Source organism: Streptomyces sp. NPDC026673, from assembly GCF_040638135.1.
Lineage (GTDB): Bacteria > Actinomycetota > Actinomycetes > Streptomycetales > Streptomycetaceae > Actinacidiphila.
In genome coordinates, this window is the sequence record NZ_JBEZXR010000130.1 from 1 (window position 1) to 13635 (window position 13635).

11 protein-coding genes and 4 pseudogenes are annotated in these 13635 nt (G+C 66.4%); 8 read left to right on the forward strand and 7 right to left on the reverse strand.

Translation table 11 applies throughout. The annotated features are described in order from the left end of the window. The coding region (locus tag AB0F62_RS41080) for an integrase core domain-containing protein (protein ID WP_361811467.1) at positions 1–181 on the forward strand (181 nt) is incomplete at its 5' end. 57 nt (positions 182–238) lie between these two features. Here the strand turns inward: AB0F62_RS41080 and AB0F62_RS41085 are convergent. From AB0F62_RS41085 to AB0F62_RS41095, 3 genes are all read right to left on the reverse strand, one after another. Next, positions 239–907: a nucleotidyl transferase AbiEii/AbiGii toxin family protein gene (locus AB0F62_RS41085; RefSeq protein WP_361811497.1), complete on the reverse strand. Its 669-nt coding sequence runs from the start codon at positions 905–907 to the stop codon at positions 239–241. Positions 908–912: 5 nt separating this feature from the next. Next, positions 913–1305: a hypothetical protein gene (locus AB0F62_RS41090; RefSeq protein WP_361811470.1), complete on the reverse strand. Its 393-nt coding sequence runs from the start codon at positions 1303–1305 to the stop codon at positions 913–915. Positions 1306–1496: 191 nt separating this feature from the next. Beyond that, positions 1497–2627, reverse strand: a complete 1131-nt coding sequence (locus tag AB0F62_RS41095; RefSeq protein WP_361811473.1) for a Gfo/Idh/MocA family oxidoreductase — start codon at positions 2625–2627, stop codon at positions 1497–1499. Positions 2628–2811: 184 nt separating this feature from the next. Here AB0F62_RS41095 and AB0F62_RS41100 point away from each other — a divergent pair, with 184 nt between their 5' ends. Beyond that, positions 2812–3219, forward strand: a complete 408-nt coding sequence (locus tag AB0F62_RS41100) for a helix-turn-helix domain-containing protein (RefSeq protein ID WP_361811476.1) — start codon at positions 2812–2814, stop codon at positions 3217–3219. Between the two features lie 734 nt (positions 3220–3953). On the opposite strand, the gene AB0F62_RS41105 is transcribed toward AB0F62_RS41100, so the two are convergent. The 3 genes from AB0F62_RS41105 to AB0F62_RS41115 are packed head-to-tail and all read right to left on the reverse strand — an operon-like array spanning position 3954 to position 7203. Then, positions 3954–4412, reverse strand: coding sequence for a hypothetical protein (locus AB0F62_RS41105; protein WP_361811479.1), 459 nt, complete (start codon positions 4410–4412; stop codon positions 3954–3956). A 10-nt stretch (positions 4413–4422) separates the two neighbouring features. Then, positions 4423–6792 (reverse strand): nitrate reductase, encoded by a 2370-nt coding sequence (locus tag AB0F62_RS41110; protein ID WP_361811482.1) that lies wholly within the window; start codon positions 6790–6792, stop codon positions 4423–4425. A 21-nt stretch (positions 6793–6813) separates the two neighbouring features. Further along, positions 6814–7203 (reverse strand): hypothetical protein, encoded by a 390-nt coding sequence (locus AB0F62_RS41115; RefSeq protein WP_361811485.1) that lies wholly within the window; start codon positions 7201–7203, stop codon positions 6814–6816. A 1023-nt stretch (positions 7204–8226) separates the two neighbouring features. On the opposite strand from AB0F62_RS41115, the pseudogene AB0F62_RS41120 reads away from it, so the two are divergent. The 6 genes and pseudogenes from AB0F62_RS41120 to AB0F62_RS41145 all read left to right on the forward strand — a co-directional run. Continuing rightward, positions 8227–8414: pseudogene (locus AB0F62_RS41120) on the forward strand (rhodanese-like domain-containing protein); the annotation flags it as partial. A gap of 266 nt (positions 8415–8680) precedes the next feature. Continuing rightward, positions 8681–9763 carry a DUF6518 family protein gene (locus AB0F62_RS41125; protein ID WP_361811488.1) on the forward strand — a complete coding sequence of 361 codons (1083 nt, stop codon included), beginning with the start codon at positions 8681–8683 and terminating at the stop codon, positions 9761–9763. A gap of 106 nt (positions 9764–9869) precedes the next feature. Beyond that, positions 9870–10246 (forward strand): annotated as a pseudogene (locus tag AB0F62_RS41130) (hypothetical protein); the annotation flags it as partial. A 19-nt stretch (positions 10247–10265) separates the two neighbouring features. After that, positions 10266–11186 (forward strand): annotated as a pseudogene (locus AB0F62_RS41135) (transposase); the annotation flags it as partial. Positions 11187–11689: 503 nt separating this feature from the next. Further along, the gene (locus AB0F62_RS41140) at positions 11690–12316 is read left to right on the forward strand and encodes a nuclear transport factor 2 family protein (protein WP_361811491.1); all 627 of its coding nucleotides are present in this window, start codon (positions 11690–11692) and stop codon (positions 12314–12316) included. A 486-nt stretch (positions 12317–12802) separates the two neighbouring features. After that, a pseudogene (locus tag AB0F62_RS41145) lies at positions 12803–12992 on the forward strand (transposase); the annotation flags it as partial. A gap of 35 nt (positions 12993–13027) precedes the next feature. On the opposite strand, the gene AB0F62_RS41150 reads toward AB0F62_RS41145, so the two are convergent. Beyond that, the coding region (locus AB0F62_RS41150) for a transposase (protein WP_361811494.1) at positions 13028–13635 on the reverse strand (608 nt) is incomplete at its 5' end.

The following is a 13635-nucleotide window of genomic DNA, read 5'->3' on the forward strand; positions in this document are numbered from 1 at the left end:
ACGCTTCAACCGCACCCTGCTCGAGGAATGGGCCTACGCACAGCCCTACCGCTCAGAGACCGAACGACGAGCCGCATTCCCGCACTGGCTTCACACCTACAACCACCACCGCGGACACACCGCCCTGAACGGCAAACCACCCGCCAGCCGCGTCCCCAACCTCACAGGGCAATACAACTAGCGATCACCATGATGGCCGAGTGCCAACCGTCTGGTGAAGGTCCAAGCCCCGTTGCCCTCATTCGGCTTCGGGATGGCCGGACTCCCCGAGAAGCCGGGCCGCCAGGTCGTCGGCCCACTGCACGGCCCAGGAGCGCAGCGCGGCAATCGTGGTGTCGTCGAGGCCGTAGGCCGCAAAGGCTTCGTCGTCGGTCCACTCAGCGCCGGCGAGGTTGGCCTGGAGGTCTTCTCGTTCGAAGCGACCCCGGGCATGTCGGCGGCCGAACTCTTCCAGGTCTGTGGTGGACCAGCGGCGGGAGGCGGCGAACACGTCGATCAGGTCCCGGGGGGCGCCCCGGTCGCCGAGGGCGCGCACTTTGGTGCCGATCACGTCTTCCTCGGCGAGGACGGGCCCGTAGGGACTGTTGGAGATGGGTCGCCAGAAGATCTCCTTGAGGATGTCGACCTCGCACTCCTGCCTCGTGGCGGGGTCGGACACGGTGAAGCGGGCGGACAGCGGGGCGATCTCCAGCGACTGCACGTGCCAGCCGCGTGCTTCCAGGCCGGCGCGGAGTGTGGTGGCGATGTCGGCCATGGGTGCCGGGTTCTGTGTGGCGACGTCGAGGTCCTGGCTGGGGCGGTTAACCAGGCGGTGGGCGCGGACGGCGTAGCCGCCGGTGAGGACGAGCGGATAGGGGGAGCCGAGAGCGATGACGTCGGCCAAGAGCCGCGCGTGCAGCTCCGGCATGTCCGTCACGCGGCGGACCGGGCGCGGGCGGCGAGCTGGGGGAACGTCTCCTCCCACACGGCGCGCACCGTGCGTCCGACCAGGCCGCGCAGGACCGGCCACATCTGCACGAGCAGATCCCGGTTGAGGTAGCGGGGCAGGTCGTCGTGCAGTCCTTCGTGCAAGACGGTGCGGTACAGGCCCATGCGCTGGCGGGGTTTTCCCAGGTCGTACGAGGTCATCCCAGACCAGGCGACATGCAGCGGCAGATCCACGACCCCGTGGGCAGGCCCGCGCAGTTCGTCCAGGGAGGCCGGCAGACGCCGCCGGAACTTCTCCCGGTACAGGGCCAGGTCCTCGGCGTACACGCCGGACTGGTCTGCGGTCCCCGGCACCGGGGGCTGCGAGCTGGCTGCCATACCCCCATTATGACCGCGGGACGACAGCGGCGAGGCCGGACCCCACAGCGCGCGACAGGGCAAGATCGCAGGCCGTCTCGTCGGGCACCCCCCGACGGCACGTGAGCGCGGCCCTGTGCTGTCCCTGGACGACGTGATCCAGTTCGGCCTTCTCTGGCACCGCACTCTTCCGCCACGACGAGCACCTGGCGTCACCACCGACTACGGACCAAAGCCGTTCGTTGGACAGATCCGGCGGCGCGGGTGCGGGAGGCCTCTTCGATGGCGCTGAGCAGCCGGTGTCGGTTCAGGGCGTGGTCGAAGCCGGGAACGGTGTCGGTGCCGTGGCGGAGGTCGGTGGCGAGCGCGGCGTAGAGCTGTGCCACGTTGTGCGCAGGCCCCGCCAGTCCACGGGGGACGGTGGTGAAGTAACGGTCGGGAATCTCGATGGGCGCGACCGCGTCGTCAGTGCCGCGGCCGCCCTCCAGGCGTAGGTCGGCTACTTGTAGGTTGCCGTTGATGCCCGGCGCGGTCAGGACGAGGTCGCCGTCGGTACCGTGGATCTCCCAGCGGAGGTTGTCGCCGCGCGAGTAGGCCCCTCGGTAGAACACGGACGCGGCGGCTCCGCTGTGCAGGGTGCCGGTCACGGACACCTGGTCGGGTGCGGTCACCGGGATGGTGGTGCCCTCGTCGGCGATCCGGACCTGGGTGCGGCCTCTGACGAGGTGGGCAGAGACCTCCTCGAAGTCGCCGAGCACGAAGTTGAGCGCTTCAAGGGCGTGCATAGCAGGGACCGAGAGGGTCGTCGCGCCACTGGACTGATCGTAGATGTAGGCATGGGCTCGGTCGGTCTCACCGACCCATGCGACTCCCGAGCCGATCAGGGTGGTGCCGAGCACCTTGCCCACGTAACCGTCCGCGACCAGGTCACGGGCGTGGCGTACTGCCGGGGCGAACCGCGCCTGTAGACCGATCACCGTACGAGCTTGTGCGGTTCGGGCTCGTGCGGTCAGGTCGGCGGCTTCCTTGAGGCCGACGCCGAGCGGCCACTCGCTGTAGACGGCTTTGCCTGCTGCCAGTGCTTCGGAGACCAGCGAGTGGTGGTGTGCAACTTTCACTGCGACGACCACCAGGTCCACGTCCGGGTGGGCGATCAGGTCGCGGTGGTTGTCGAAGCTTGCTGGGACGCCGAACTCCCGGGCGGCCGCATCCGCGGACTCCTGTCGGGTTGTGCTGATGGCCCGCAGTTCGTAGTCGGGCAGTACCTGGAGGGCCGGTATGTGGCCGAGTGCTGCCCAGCCACCGCGGCCTGCTCCGATGATGCCGACGCCGATCGTTTTCATGGGTTCTCCTCGTGCACTGTTGGCAGTCCGACGCGGACCTCCGGTCACCGCCGCGTGGCTTTTACAGTGGGAGGACACGCGCGATGCGCTCCGGCACTGCCGACTGCTCACGATCGAGCGTCTGACAGCGGTGGGCCGGCGACAAGAGAGCACTTTGAAGTGCCCTGGTACCCCGGAGGGAACCGTGGCCGCGGCAACTGCAGAAAAACGCCACTCGGAAGCGGCACCTGAGACCCCAGGCTGCCGGGAAGAGTCCCGCCCTCTGATCCGCAGCGTTCTGGAGCGGATCGGCGACAAGTGGAGCGTGGTCGTCGTCTGCCAGCTGGGCGAATCCACCTACCGCTTCAACGAGTTGCGGCGACTGACCCGGCCCATCACTCAGAGAATGTTGAGCGCCACCCTGCGCGGCCTGGAACGGGACGGCCTGGTCAGCCGCACCGTGCATCACTCCGTCCCACCGCAGGTCGACTACACGCTCACCGAACGTGGCCGCTCGCTGCTCTACGTCGTCCGTGATCTAGCCGGCTGGGCCGACGCCCACGCGCAGGAAATCAGCGAGTCACGCGTCGAGTACGACGCCCTGAAGGACTGACTGACGCTACGCACACGGTCAGCCAGCGCCAATCCCGTCTGCCTCGTGAGCTGCGCCGCCATCAGACCGTCGGTATGACCGCGATGGCGAGGCGGACGGACGTCGAAGCCGCTCGCCAAAGTGTGTCTCCTCTATTCTGTGTGCAGAGTCCCCTGCAGCGGCCGGGTGGGAGAAGTCCCGGGCTGGGCTGTGGTCCGCGGTTTGCAGGAAGTGTCGAATGGGCGGAGGCGGTCCGCCTTCGCCGCCGCCAAGCGTCCGCCCCTCGCACCCTCTAAGTTTTTGACCTATCGTTCATTCCAGATAAGATGGTGTGCGGGAGGCGGGGGCAGGCCCTGAGTGGGCCTGTGCGTTCGGTGTCGACCGCTCCACTGTCACTCGGGCGACGCACTCCAACCCGGCCCGCCCGGGGCACTGAACGGAGCAGCATGAACCACCGTTCTCAGCGGACACGCTGGAGTTGGCGGCTGTCCAGCACGTCGACGACGTGCGTCGCCACAGCAACGAGCTTTGGGAGGAAACCAGCGCGGCGCTGCTGAACGTATTGACCGGGTGGCAGGGCGATATGTAAACCGCGTGCGGCACATCCGTCTGCAGCAGAAGTTGGCTGAATCGCGGAGCGCGGACATACAACCGCTCTGTGACACGACATCACGTCGTATCAAGGCGGGCCGAGATCCTCACTGTTGTAGCAACCCGGGCCCGCAAGCCCAGCGGATTTGCGCGGTCGCGGCAGTTTATGCGGCGACGAGCAGTGTTTGTGGTGCGGCCTCCTTCATACGCATGCGAAGCCAGTTGAGTTGCGCCGTGGTCTCTGCGGCGCATTCGTCGATGACGCGGAGCAGTTCGTGGTCGCGGATGGCGCGGCCTGCCTGTCCGACCAGGGACCAGGTGATGTCGAGGAGGTTGGCGAACTGGTAGAGGTCCAGCAGATCGCGTAGCAGTCCTGCAGGCCCCGTCCGCGCTGTGGTAATCCCTTGAATGTGGAGGCGCTCAGGAACGGGCTCGTCCGGCGTGTCGAGGCGTGCCAGGACGGGGGCCAGCGCATCGGCGTGGGCGACGCACTGACGGGAGAATCGGGCCGTGGTCCAATGCACGTCCGCGTCCGTGATGTGGCCTTCGGAGATTGCTGTGTAGCTGCGGCCGAGGGTGGTCTCGCTCGCGCGCTGGAATTGCAGGTAGGTCACGAGATGCATGAGGCCCCCTTCAGCCACGGATCGTGTCGTCGAGGGGGCGTACCGGTGCGGAGGCGGTGTTGACGGGAGCTGGCGCGGGGCCCGCGCCGGTGGCGACCCGTTCGACTGCAACAGCGGCGACCTTCAACTCCGGCTGTTTGGACACCGGATCCCAGCCGGTGAGGGTGAGTTCGTTGGCGGCCGTGGTGCTGTCGCCGTAATGCCAGGGCGCGAACACCACGCCCTCCCGGATGTGGGACACCCGTGCGGGAACTTCGATGCTGCCCCTGCGGGAGGTGAGGCGCACGATGTCGCCTTCGGTGACTCCGAGACGCTGCGCATCGGGCGCGGAGAGTTCGACCCACATCGAAGGTGCGGCATCGTTGAGTTCTCGGCTGCGCCGGGTTTTTGTCCGTGTGTGCCAGTGGTAGACCGTGCGCCCGGTGGTCAGTCGCAGGGGGTAGGTTTCGTCGGGTTCCTCGAAGGCGTGCTCGTAGGAGGCGGACTTGAGGATGGCGCGGCCGTCGATGCGGCGTGCGCGGTAGGAGATTTCGCTCATGGGAGCCCCCGTGGACAGGTTGTGTCCATAGGTCTCGCACATGTCGATGTCCGTGTTGAACACCCCGTCCGTGTAAAGGCGCTCGGTTCCTTGGGGTGCGGTTTCAGTGCAGGGCCACTGGATGCCGCCGGTGTCGTGGAGTTGTTGGTACGTGAGCCTGGAGTAGTCGCACGGCCTTCCGGCGCTGGCCGCCTTCCAGGCGTCGAATGCCTGCTCGGGGGTTTCCCAGGGCGGTAGAGGTCGGCCGCCCTTGTCTGTCAGCCCGAGGCGGCGGGCGTACTCGGTGAAGATCGCTTGGTCGCCGCGGGCCTGGCCCGGAGGTTGGACGGCCTGTTCCTGCAGGTGGACCGTGCGATCGACGTTGGTGTAGGTGCCGGTTTTCTCGGCCCACAGTGCCGCTGGCAGTACTACGTCGGCCAGTTCCGTGGTCTCTGTGCGGTATCCGTCCGAGACCACGATGAAGCACTGATCGCCGGCCAGGATGCGGCGAATGCGGCTGAGGTCGGGCATCGACACCGCGGGGTTGGTGCCAGCGATCCACAGGAAGCCGACCGATCCCTGCTCCGCGTAGCGGAAAATGGTGTTGGCGTCGGTGGGCGGCGACCAGTGCGGGATCACCATCGGGTCCACGTTCCACAGTTCAGCTAGTTCACGTACGTGCTCGGGGTTGTCCCAGTTGCGGAACCCCGGGAGTGCGGGTCCGCAGCCGGCTTCCCGGTTGTTCTCCGCCGAGGGCTGGCCGTTCATCTGCAGGATTCCGGCCCCCGGGCGGCCGAGCATGCCGCGTAGCAGGTGCATGTTGTTGACCTGACACGAAGCGGCGGTGGCCTGGTGTGACTGGTAGTAACCCATCGAGCAGGTGGAAACCACCCGGCCGCTGGTGCCAAAGATCTCGGCCGCCGTTCGGATATCGTCAGCAGTCACGCCGCAGATGTCGGCTGCCCATTCCGGCGTCGTGTCGTGGGTGATCTGCCGGATCTCCTCGAAACCGATGGTGTGCGCGTCAACGTAGCCGTGATCCACCCAGTCTCGGCCGATCAGCTCGTGCACCAGGGCGTTCATCAGCGCGAGGTTGGTGCCGTTCCGGATCGGCAGGTGCAGGGTGGCCCGCTCGGCCACCTTTGTACGGCGTGGATCCACGCACACGAGCCGCGGTGGGTCGGCAGCGTCCAGGCGGTCGAGCATCCGCGCCCAAAGCACACTCTGAGTCTCGGCAACGTTGTGACCGAACAGGAACAATGCGTCACAGCTGTCGATGTCCGTGTAGGAGCCTGGCTGCCCATCGGAGCCGAAGGATTCCTGGAACGCCGACGCTGCGGTCGCCGTACACAGGCGGGTGTTGCCATCCATGTGCGGGGTGCCGATCCCCGCCTTGCCGATCACGGCCAGCGTGTAGTACTCCTCGATCATCAGCTGACCGGAGGTGTAGAAGGCGTGACTCAGCGGACCCTTGCTTTCGAGTAGTGACCGGGAACGTTCCACCACCGCTGACATGGCGGTCTCCCAGTCCGTCTCAACCAGCCGGCCGCCTTCCCGCATCAGTGGCGTGGTCAGCCGGTCGTGCTGCTCGCCCTGCCACCCGTACAAGCCCTTCGGCCCGAGACGGCCGTGATTGACTCGGTCCTCGGCCAGGCCTCGTACTCCGACCATGTGGCCGTCGCGGACGGCCACCTCGAGACCGCATCCGTTGGAGCAGAGAAGGCAAGCTCCTCGTACCCACACGTCAACGTCCGCTTCGCGGACTCCGTCGATCAGGAACTGGTCCACGCGGTGCGGCCATACGCTGCCGCCGGTGTGTGGGGTGCGTGGTCCCCAGATGTCGTCAATACGGTCGGTGTTCATCGCTACCGTCCTCTCGTCCCGCTATGGCGCGAGCGCTGTTCCTAGGCGACGATCGAACGCCTTGATCACGGCGGCAGCCACTGCAGCCCACGCTGCAAAGCCGATCCACGCGGCCACACGCGCGATCTCGACCATGAAATCCAGTCCGGTCTCACGTCCGTAGCTGGCACTCGCCGCCGCGTACATGCCCAGTGGGAAGACCATGCTCCACAGGGCAGGCCCATGGCCCACCGGTTCCCCGCCCACCCCGTGGCGCCATACCGCAAAGGCGTGGCCCCGACAGATCACGGCAGGAATGCGAGACCTGACACCACGGGCCGCGTCGCAACCAAGACCGGCAAGCCCGCCGGCAGGGGCGAGGAATCGTGGCAGCGGCGAGCACGCTGATGGCGGCGGCCCCCAACACGGCACCTCACCGAGAGTCGTCGCCCGTGTTCATGGTCGCTCTCCCACCGCGATTTCCCACGTTGACAGCTCGATGGATATCTCTTCATTGTCATGAGCCCGGGTCTCATGGTGCAACTTCGCATGAGATCTTCGTCGACACCTCGCAGCCTGGCTTGCGCCACTGGCGCACCAAGGCCGGCTACGGCAGCGGCACAGGGTGCGCGCATCGCGCTCCCGGAGTGGCTCCGCGAGGAATGGCGATCGCCGCCCTCCCAGCCGCTGACCGTAGTACCGAGACTCTGCCAGCGCCGCCATGCACGCTACCTCGACACGCAGGCCCCGACGCCAGCAGTGATCGGCAGCAATCGCCAAACAGCGGAAGGGCCCGGCGTCGACTTGTCAGTGCCCGATGTCCCGTAGCACGGGCCCGCACCGGCGATCAACGGGGAGCGCTACCAATGGAGCCGACCGCACGCGACGAACGACGCAGGTGCGCCTCGGCCCCGCCAGGGCGAGGACGCCAGCGTCGGCGCTCTTCCGGTGTGCGGTTCCTGAACACACGCCGTACACCGCGTCACACTTCCGGCGACCTCCCATCGCCCACCCGCTCGCGTACACAAGGCTTCGCGGTGGGCCACCACCCCGACCAACAGGGAACATGAATTGCCCAGGCACACGCGCGCCCTGTATAAAGGGTTACATCGCAGAAATCATCTTCCACCGTTACTGACCGGTGGGACACTTTGTCAGGCCAGATGTTGGGACACGCGGGGATCCCCGTGCTGGGCATACGACAGCCGACCCTCAATCGCTCCGTCGTGGCGCGGCCGGTGACCAAACCCGGCTGCCGCGGATTCCAACCCATCGGGGCCCACCCACCGGCTCTTTCACCCAGAGACACGATGATCGTGCAGTATGTGGTCGACGAAGTGCTCGTGGAACATGCCGCACCCAACAGTGCAGCCACAGCACCACCTATCGCGATCGTCCCCAGGGCAGTCAGTGGCTGCCCTACTTCGCCGGTATCGGTTACCACTGCTACGCCTTCAGATGACGGAGCTGTACCGGAACTAGGGCGTGGACCTGGCCAAGGACACGATCGCCTACTGCCGCATCGGCGAGCGCTCCGCCCACACCTCATTTTTCCTGCACGAGCTGCTAGGCCAGCCCAACGTCAAGAACTACGACGGCTCCTGGACCGAGTACGGCTCATCGGCGTGCCGATCGAGCTCGGCCCGCCAACTACTGGTGATCTTCGAGTGGAGTCGTCCGTGAGGAGAGCATCTTTCCAGCTCAGGGGGCTGTTCCGGGCGACATCACGCGGCGAATCTCAGTAAGCCGGGCCGCCCCGCTGCATCAGGTACTCCACGGTCCGCCCCCGGCGACAGCCGACGCCTTCGCCGCGAGGGGAGCTCCGTGCCCGCTGCAAAACCGATAGATCCGAAGTACGCCAGCGAACCCCGAGGATTCGGGCATTCATCGCACTGACTGAAGGGACACCATGTCAACGACCTCACCGACCTCACTCACCGGAAGGCGCGCTCGAGTCCGCCACATACCCGGGGTGGGACTCGCCGCAGGAATCACTCTAGGCGTGCTGTCCAATCTCGCCCAAGGCTGGCTCCCCGGTGCCTCGAATCACATACCCAATTCGGGCGCGGTCTGGTCGGCCGTCGCCTTCGCCGCCGGCGTGTTCCTCGCCGGCCGGGCCTCCCTCCTGACCGCTGCCGTCACCGGACTACTCACCGAACTCGGCCTGGTCATCGGCTACTACGGCTACGCCGAGTTCGGCCGCGATGGCGTGGGCTCCCTCACTATGCCGCTCGTCTGGGCGGGCGCGGCCTGCGTCGCCGGCCCGCTCTTCGGTGTCGCGGGCGTCTGGTCATGCAAGGGCTCGAACAGTGCGCGTCGCGTCGCGGGGACCGCTGCCCTCGCAGGTGTCTTCGGCGGCGAAGGCGTCCACTTCGCGCGCGTGCTGCACTACTCAACCGCGGCGACCGGCTGCTTCGTCGTGCTCCTGCTTGTATCCCTCCTGCTGCCCCGCACCCTAAAGGAACGCGCCCTGACCCTGTCGGCCGCCGTCGTCCTCTCCCTTGTGTCCCACGGCGTTGTCGGTGCGGCCGGGCACATCGTCGACGACGCACCGAAGATCGGCTCTGTGCCGGGACTGTCCGATGCAAAACTCCAGGCGACGCTGGCCGCGATGGTCCCGCCCGGACTCGAGGTGACCGGGCACGGTGGTCAGCGGGGCGAAAACGCGTACGTCGTGGTCACAGACGGCAAGGGCGCCTCCCGCCTCGACGTCACCGTGCAAACGGGGATGTCCTCGACGAAGGACGAACTGTTCAGCGGTTCCCGTACTCTGCCGGACGGCACGCTGCTCAAGACCACGAAGCAAACGGACGGGGCGGACGGCCTGGTCATATGGTCAGCCGACACCCTGCGAGCGGACGGCTTGCGGGTCGTCGTCGTGGCCTACAACGCCGCCGGCTCTGAGCCGCCAGTGACTCGCGAGACTCCCGCGCTGACCATGGAGCAGCTCACCGAGATCTCCACCGCCGAGAAGTGGAAGTCCCTTCCCTAGCCTCGCCCTTTCGGCCCGACGGATGGCCGGATAAGCGAAAAATGCCCCTGGCCAGCAAGAATGCTGATTGTCGAGGTCCTTGTTACTACCACTGTCGGAGGCCCAGGTGAAGAAGCGTGTCGGGTTCTATCCACGTGTCCGCGTTGAGGGCGGTGGTCACGGGGTGGTGTCCCAGGCCGGGGCATGGCTGCTGGTCGAGACCGCCCGCAAGGCTGGGCTGAGCTGGGCTGAGCTGAGCTGAGCTGAGCTGAGCTGAGCTGGACCAACCGATGTCGACTGCACTGACGCCGTGGCAACGTCCGTGGGGCGTACGCGATTCGGGGAAGATCCTGCTGGACCTGGCCCTCGCGGCCGCCGTGGCGGGGACTGCCTCGCGGATGTCGGGATGCTGCGGGCCGAACCGGCCGCGTTCAAACCGGTGCCCCCGATCCAACGGTCTCCCGCCGGATCGACACTCGGGCCGCCGCGGGGCCGAAGTCCCTGTCCGTGACTCCCTTGTGGCGTGTTTTCTGGGCTGTCCGCACTGGTCGTCGAGAATGTGACGGATGGCGGCGACACGGTAGTGGTTACGGTCCGTACGCGGGAGGACGCGGTGCCGTGTCCGGTGTACGAGACGCCGACGGCGAAGGTGCACGGGTAGCACACCCGGACCGTAACGGACGTGCCGGTCGACGCCCGTCAGGTCGTCGTGCGCTTGCGCGTACGACGACTGGTCTGCTCTGCTCTGCCCTGTCCTGGGATGTAGGCGACAGACTTTCCGCGAACGGATCCACGGGCTGCTGGAGCGTCATCAGCGCCGCGCCGTGCGGCCGGCAGGTCAGATAACGCAGGTGGCACGGAAGTTGTGCGGCCGGGCTGCTGCCCGACTCGCCGTTCTGCTGGTCGTGCCCGTCTCCCACAACACCACACTGCGCCATCTGCGTTCTCTGCCCGTGCCGAAGGCACCAGTCCCGCGGGTGAAAGACGTGGACGATTTCGCCCTGCTCGGCCGCCACCACTACGCCACGATCACCACGGATGCAGAGACCGACAGGCGCGTCGCGGTCCTGCCCAACCGCGAGGCCGCGACGCTGGAGTCCTGGCTGCGTGAACATGCCGGGATCGAGGTCGTGTGCCCAAACGGTTCCGCCACCTACGCCTATAGGCCATCCGCCGTGCTCTGCCCGACGCGGTTCAGGTCAGCAACCGATGGCACCTCTGGCGGAATCACTGTGACAAGGTCCAGCTCGAGATCCGTGCCCACGTCGGCTGCTGGGCCACCATCAACCCACCCCGCCCCGGCGCAGTACGCAAGCAGACCACCCTCGAACGCTGGAACAAGGTCCACGATCTCCTCGGCCTGAGTGTCGGCCTACTCGACTGCTCCCGCCGCCTGGTCCTGGCTCTGAACACCGTCAAACGCTCTGCCCGCATGCCCGAGCCCCAGGACCTGGTGGCGCGCCCTGCTTGTTGATGCTCTCGATCCTTCCAGCGTGTCCGCAGGCCCAGAGCGGTGCCTGCGGTAGCACTCGACGGTGAACACCGGCAGGAACGATTGGTCAATAATTACTTCCGCACCCTCGGGGCGGTCACGCAGTGGGAGGCTTGCTGGCACTCTCGGTGCGAGCGAATGGTGTGACATGCTTCATAGCCATTGAACTGGAGCTTTACGCGAAACCCGAGGCGCCCACTCGGACGGCCTGCGCCCGTCGAGGGGGAGTAGCAAGCGGACGAATGACTTCCGGTTATGTTACTTTTACTGAAGAGGACGAGCACCGTCCGATACGCCAGCTCTGCTTGCCCGCCACCACAACCGTGATGCGGCAGGTCGAGCCTGGGCCCACACCCCATCTTGTTCTCCGTACCGGTCCGGTCGCGGTTCCTTGCCTCGCGCAAGACACAGGGCAGCAGCCTGCCGGCCATCGCGGAGACGAAAGGAAACACACGATGCACACGCAAGAAGCCCCGAAGAGCTCCGCCTGGCGCTCCCGGCTTGTCGGCACGGCCACCGCGGCCGCGCTGCTGATCGCTGGTGGGGCGGGCGCTGTGGCCCTCACCTCGCCGACTGCCAGCGCAAACGAGCACTCGGCGAGCACCTCTTCCAAGTCCCTCGCTACCAAGGTGCAGCGTCTGGAAGACATCGAGGAGATCCGCCAGCTCAAGGCACGCTACTTCCGGTTTGTGGACGAGAAGAAGCACGACCAGCTGGCCGCGCTGTTCACGCCTGGCGCCAAGCTCGTGACTGACGGGATCACCTGGAAGTCGCCGAAGGAGTTCGCGTACACGATCCGTGACCTCACGGGCGCCGCGCCGTCTGCCCACTCTGGCGCAATGCCGGAGATCAAGATCACGGGTCCGAACACCGCCACCGGCATTTGGTCGATGGAGGACATCCTCACCTTCCCGGCGGGTACGAAGGGCGCCCCCGAGGGCCACGACGGCTATGGGCAGTACCACGAGGCCTATCGCAAGGTCCACGGCAAGTGGCTGATCGACTCGGTGCTGCTCACCCGCTTCTGGATGGAGCCGCTGCCCGCATGGACTCCTCCGGTGAAGAACACGGCCAGCAAGTAGGACTCGCTACTGAGATTCGCCTCGTGATTTCGCCCGGAACAGCCCTCTGAGCTGCAGAGATGGCCTCCTCAAGGACGACTCCACTTGGAGATCACCAGTAGTTGACATGGCTCAAAGTCCACCAAAACGGTGAGCCTGTCGGGTCGCGGGGCGGGAACAGGCTTCGGTCAGAAGACCGAAACGACATGAATCCCGACCGTGACCCGACACTCGCAAGCACGCGCACTGAAACATTGCCATCTACTTTCATAACCCGAGCGGCTGTCGAGAGCGTCACCGATCGTTGGCCAGCAGTCGGTGGCCGAGGAATCCGCTGGTGAAGCCGTCGTTGGCGTAACGCTCGAACTCCAGACGGGCGCTGCCGTCGGCGGCGATGCCCAGCACTCTCGGCAGGCTCTCCGGGCGCTTGGGAACATGGGCGCAGGCTCGGGCCGTTCGTTGGTCGAGGCCGGAGCGGTGGGTTCATCGGTGCCGGCCACGGGAGGGCGCGACGGGCAGGTCGCCAACCGGGCGGCCCACGTCGCTCCCGCGGTGACCGTGAACGGCACCCGCGACATCCTCGGCCTGTGGGCCAGCGACGGCGGCGAAGGGCGCCCAGTACTAGCTCCAGGCCCTCACCGAGATCAGGAACCGCGCCGTCGAAGATGTGTGGATGGTCGTCTACGACAGCCTGAAGTGGGTCTGACACGAAAATAGAGTGAACCGCGCAGGTCAGACAGCTGGGATCGGTTCGAAGCGGACGGTCAGTCCGAGACTGTTAGCTTCCTTGATCATGCGGCGCATGGCTCGTTCGGGATCACGTTTGGCGAAGTAGTCGGCTCCGAGATCGCGGTAGGCGGTCTTGTTGCGCAGGACGTGCCAGATGGCGATGGCGATCTTGTGCATGACGGCGACCAAGGCCCGTTTGCCGCCCCTGCGGGCAGAGATCCGGCGGAAGAAGGCGGCGAGGTAGGAGGTTTTGTCTCTGATCGCCGCCATGGCGGCCGTCCCGAGCAGGCGTTTGATGTTGCTGTTGCCCGGACGGGTGCGTCCGGATCTGCTGACCCCAGCCGACTCGTTCTGGCCTGGGCAGACCCCGATCCAGGAGGCGAGGTGCTGGGCGGAGGCGAACTGGGCCATGTCGCCGCCGGTCTCGGCGATGATGACCTCGGCAGCAAGCCTGCCGATCCCCGGGATGGTATCGAGGTTGTTGAGGTCCTGTTCGCGCTCGGCCAGCAGTGTGGCGATGCGGCTGTCGAACAGGGCGATCGTGCTGTTCAGGCGGTCGATCTCGTCCAAGTAGTGGCGAACCATGAACGCGTGGTGGGTGGTGAACTCAC

Coding starts and splice junctions, on each gene's coding strand:
- AB0F62_RS41085 (WP_361811497.1), bottom strand. CDS start 907: ATGCCGGAGCTGCACGCGCGGCTCTTGGCCGACGTCATCGCTCTCGGC.
- AB0F62_RS41090 (WP_361811470.1), bottom strand. CDS start 1,305: ATGGCAGCCAGCTCGCAGCCCCCGGTGCCGGGGACCGCAGACCAGTCC.
- AB0F62_RS41095 (WP_361811473.1), bottom strand. CDS start 2,627: ATGAAAACGATCGGCGTCGGCATCATCGGAGCAGGCCGCGGTGGCTGG.
- AB0F62_RS41105 (WP_361811479.1), bottom strand. CDS start 4,412: ATGCATCTCGTGACCTACCTGCAATTCCAGCGCGCGAGCGAGACCACC.
- AB0F62_RS41110 (WP_361811482.1), bottom strand. CDS start 6,792: ATGAACACCGACCGTATTGACGACATCTGGGGACCACGCACCCCACAC.
- AB0F62_RS41125 (WP_361811488.1), top strand. CDS start 8,681: ATGTCAACGACCTCACCGACCTCACTCACCGGAAGGCGCGCTCGAGTC.
- AB0F62_RS41140 (WP_361811491.1), top strand. CDS start 11,690: ATGCACACGCAAGAAGCCCCGAAGAGCTCCGCCTGGCGCTCCCGGCTT.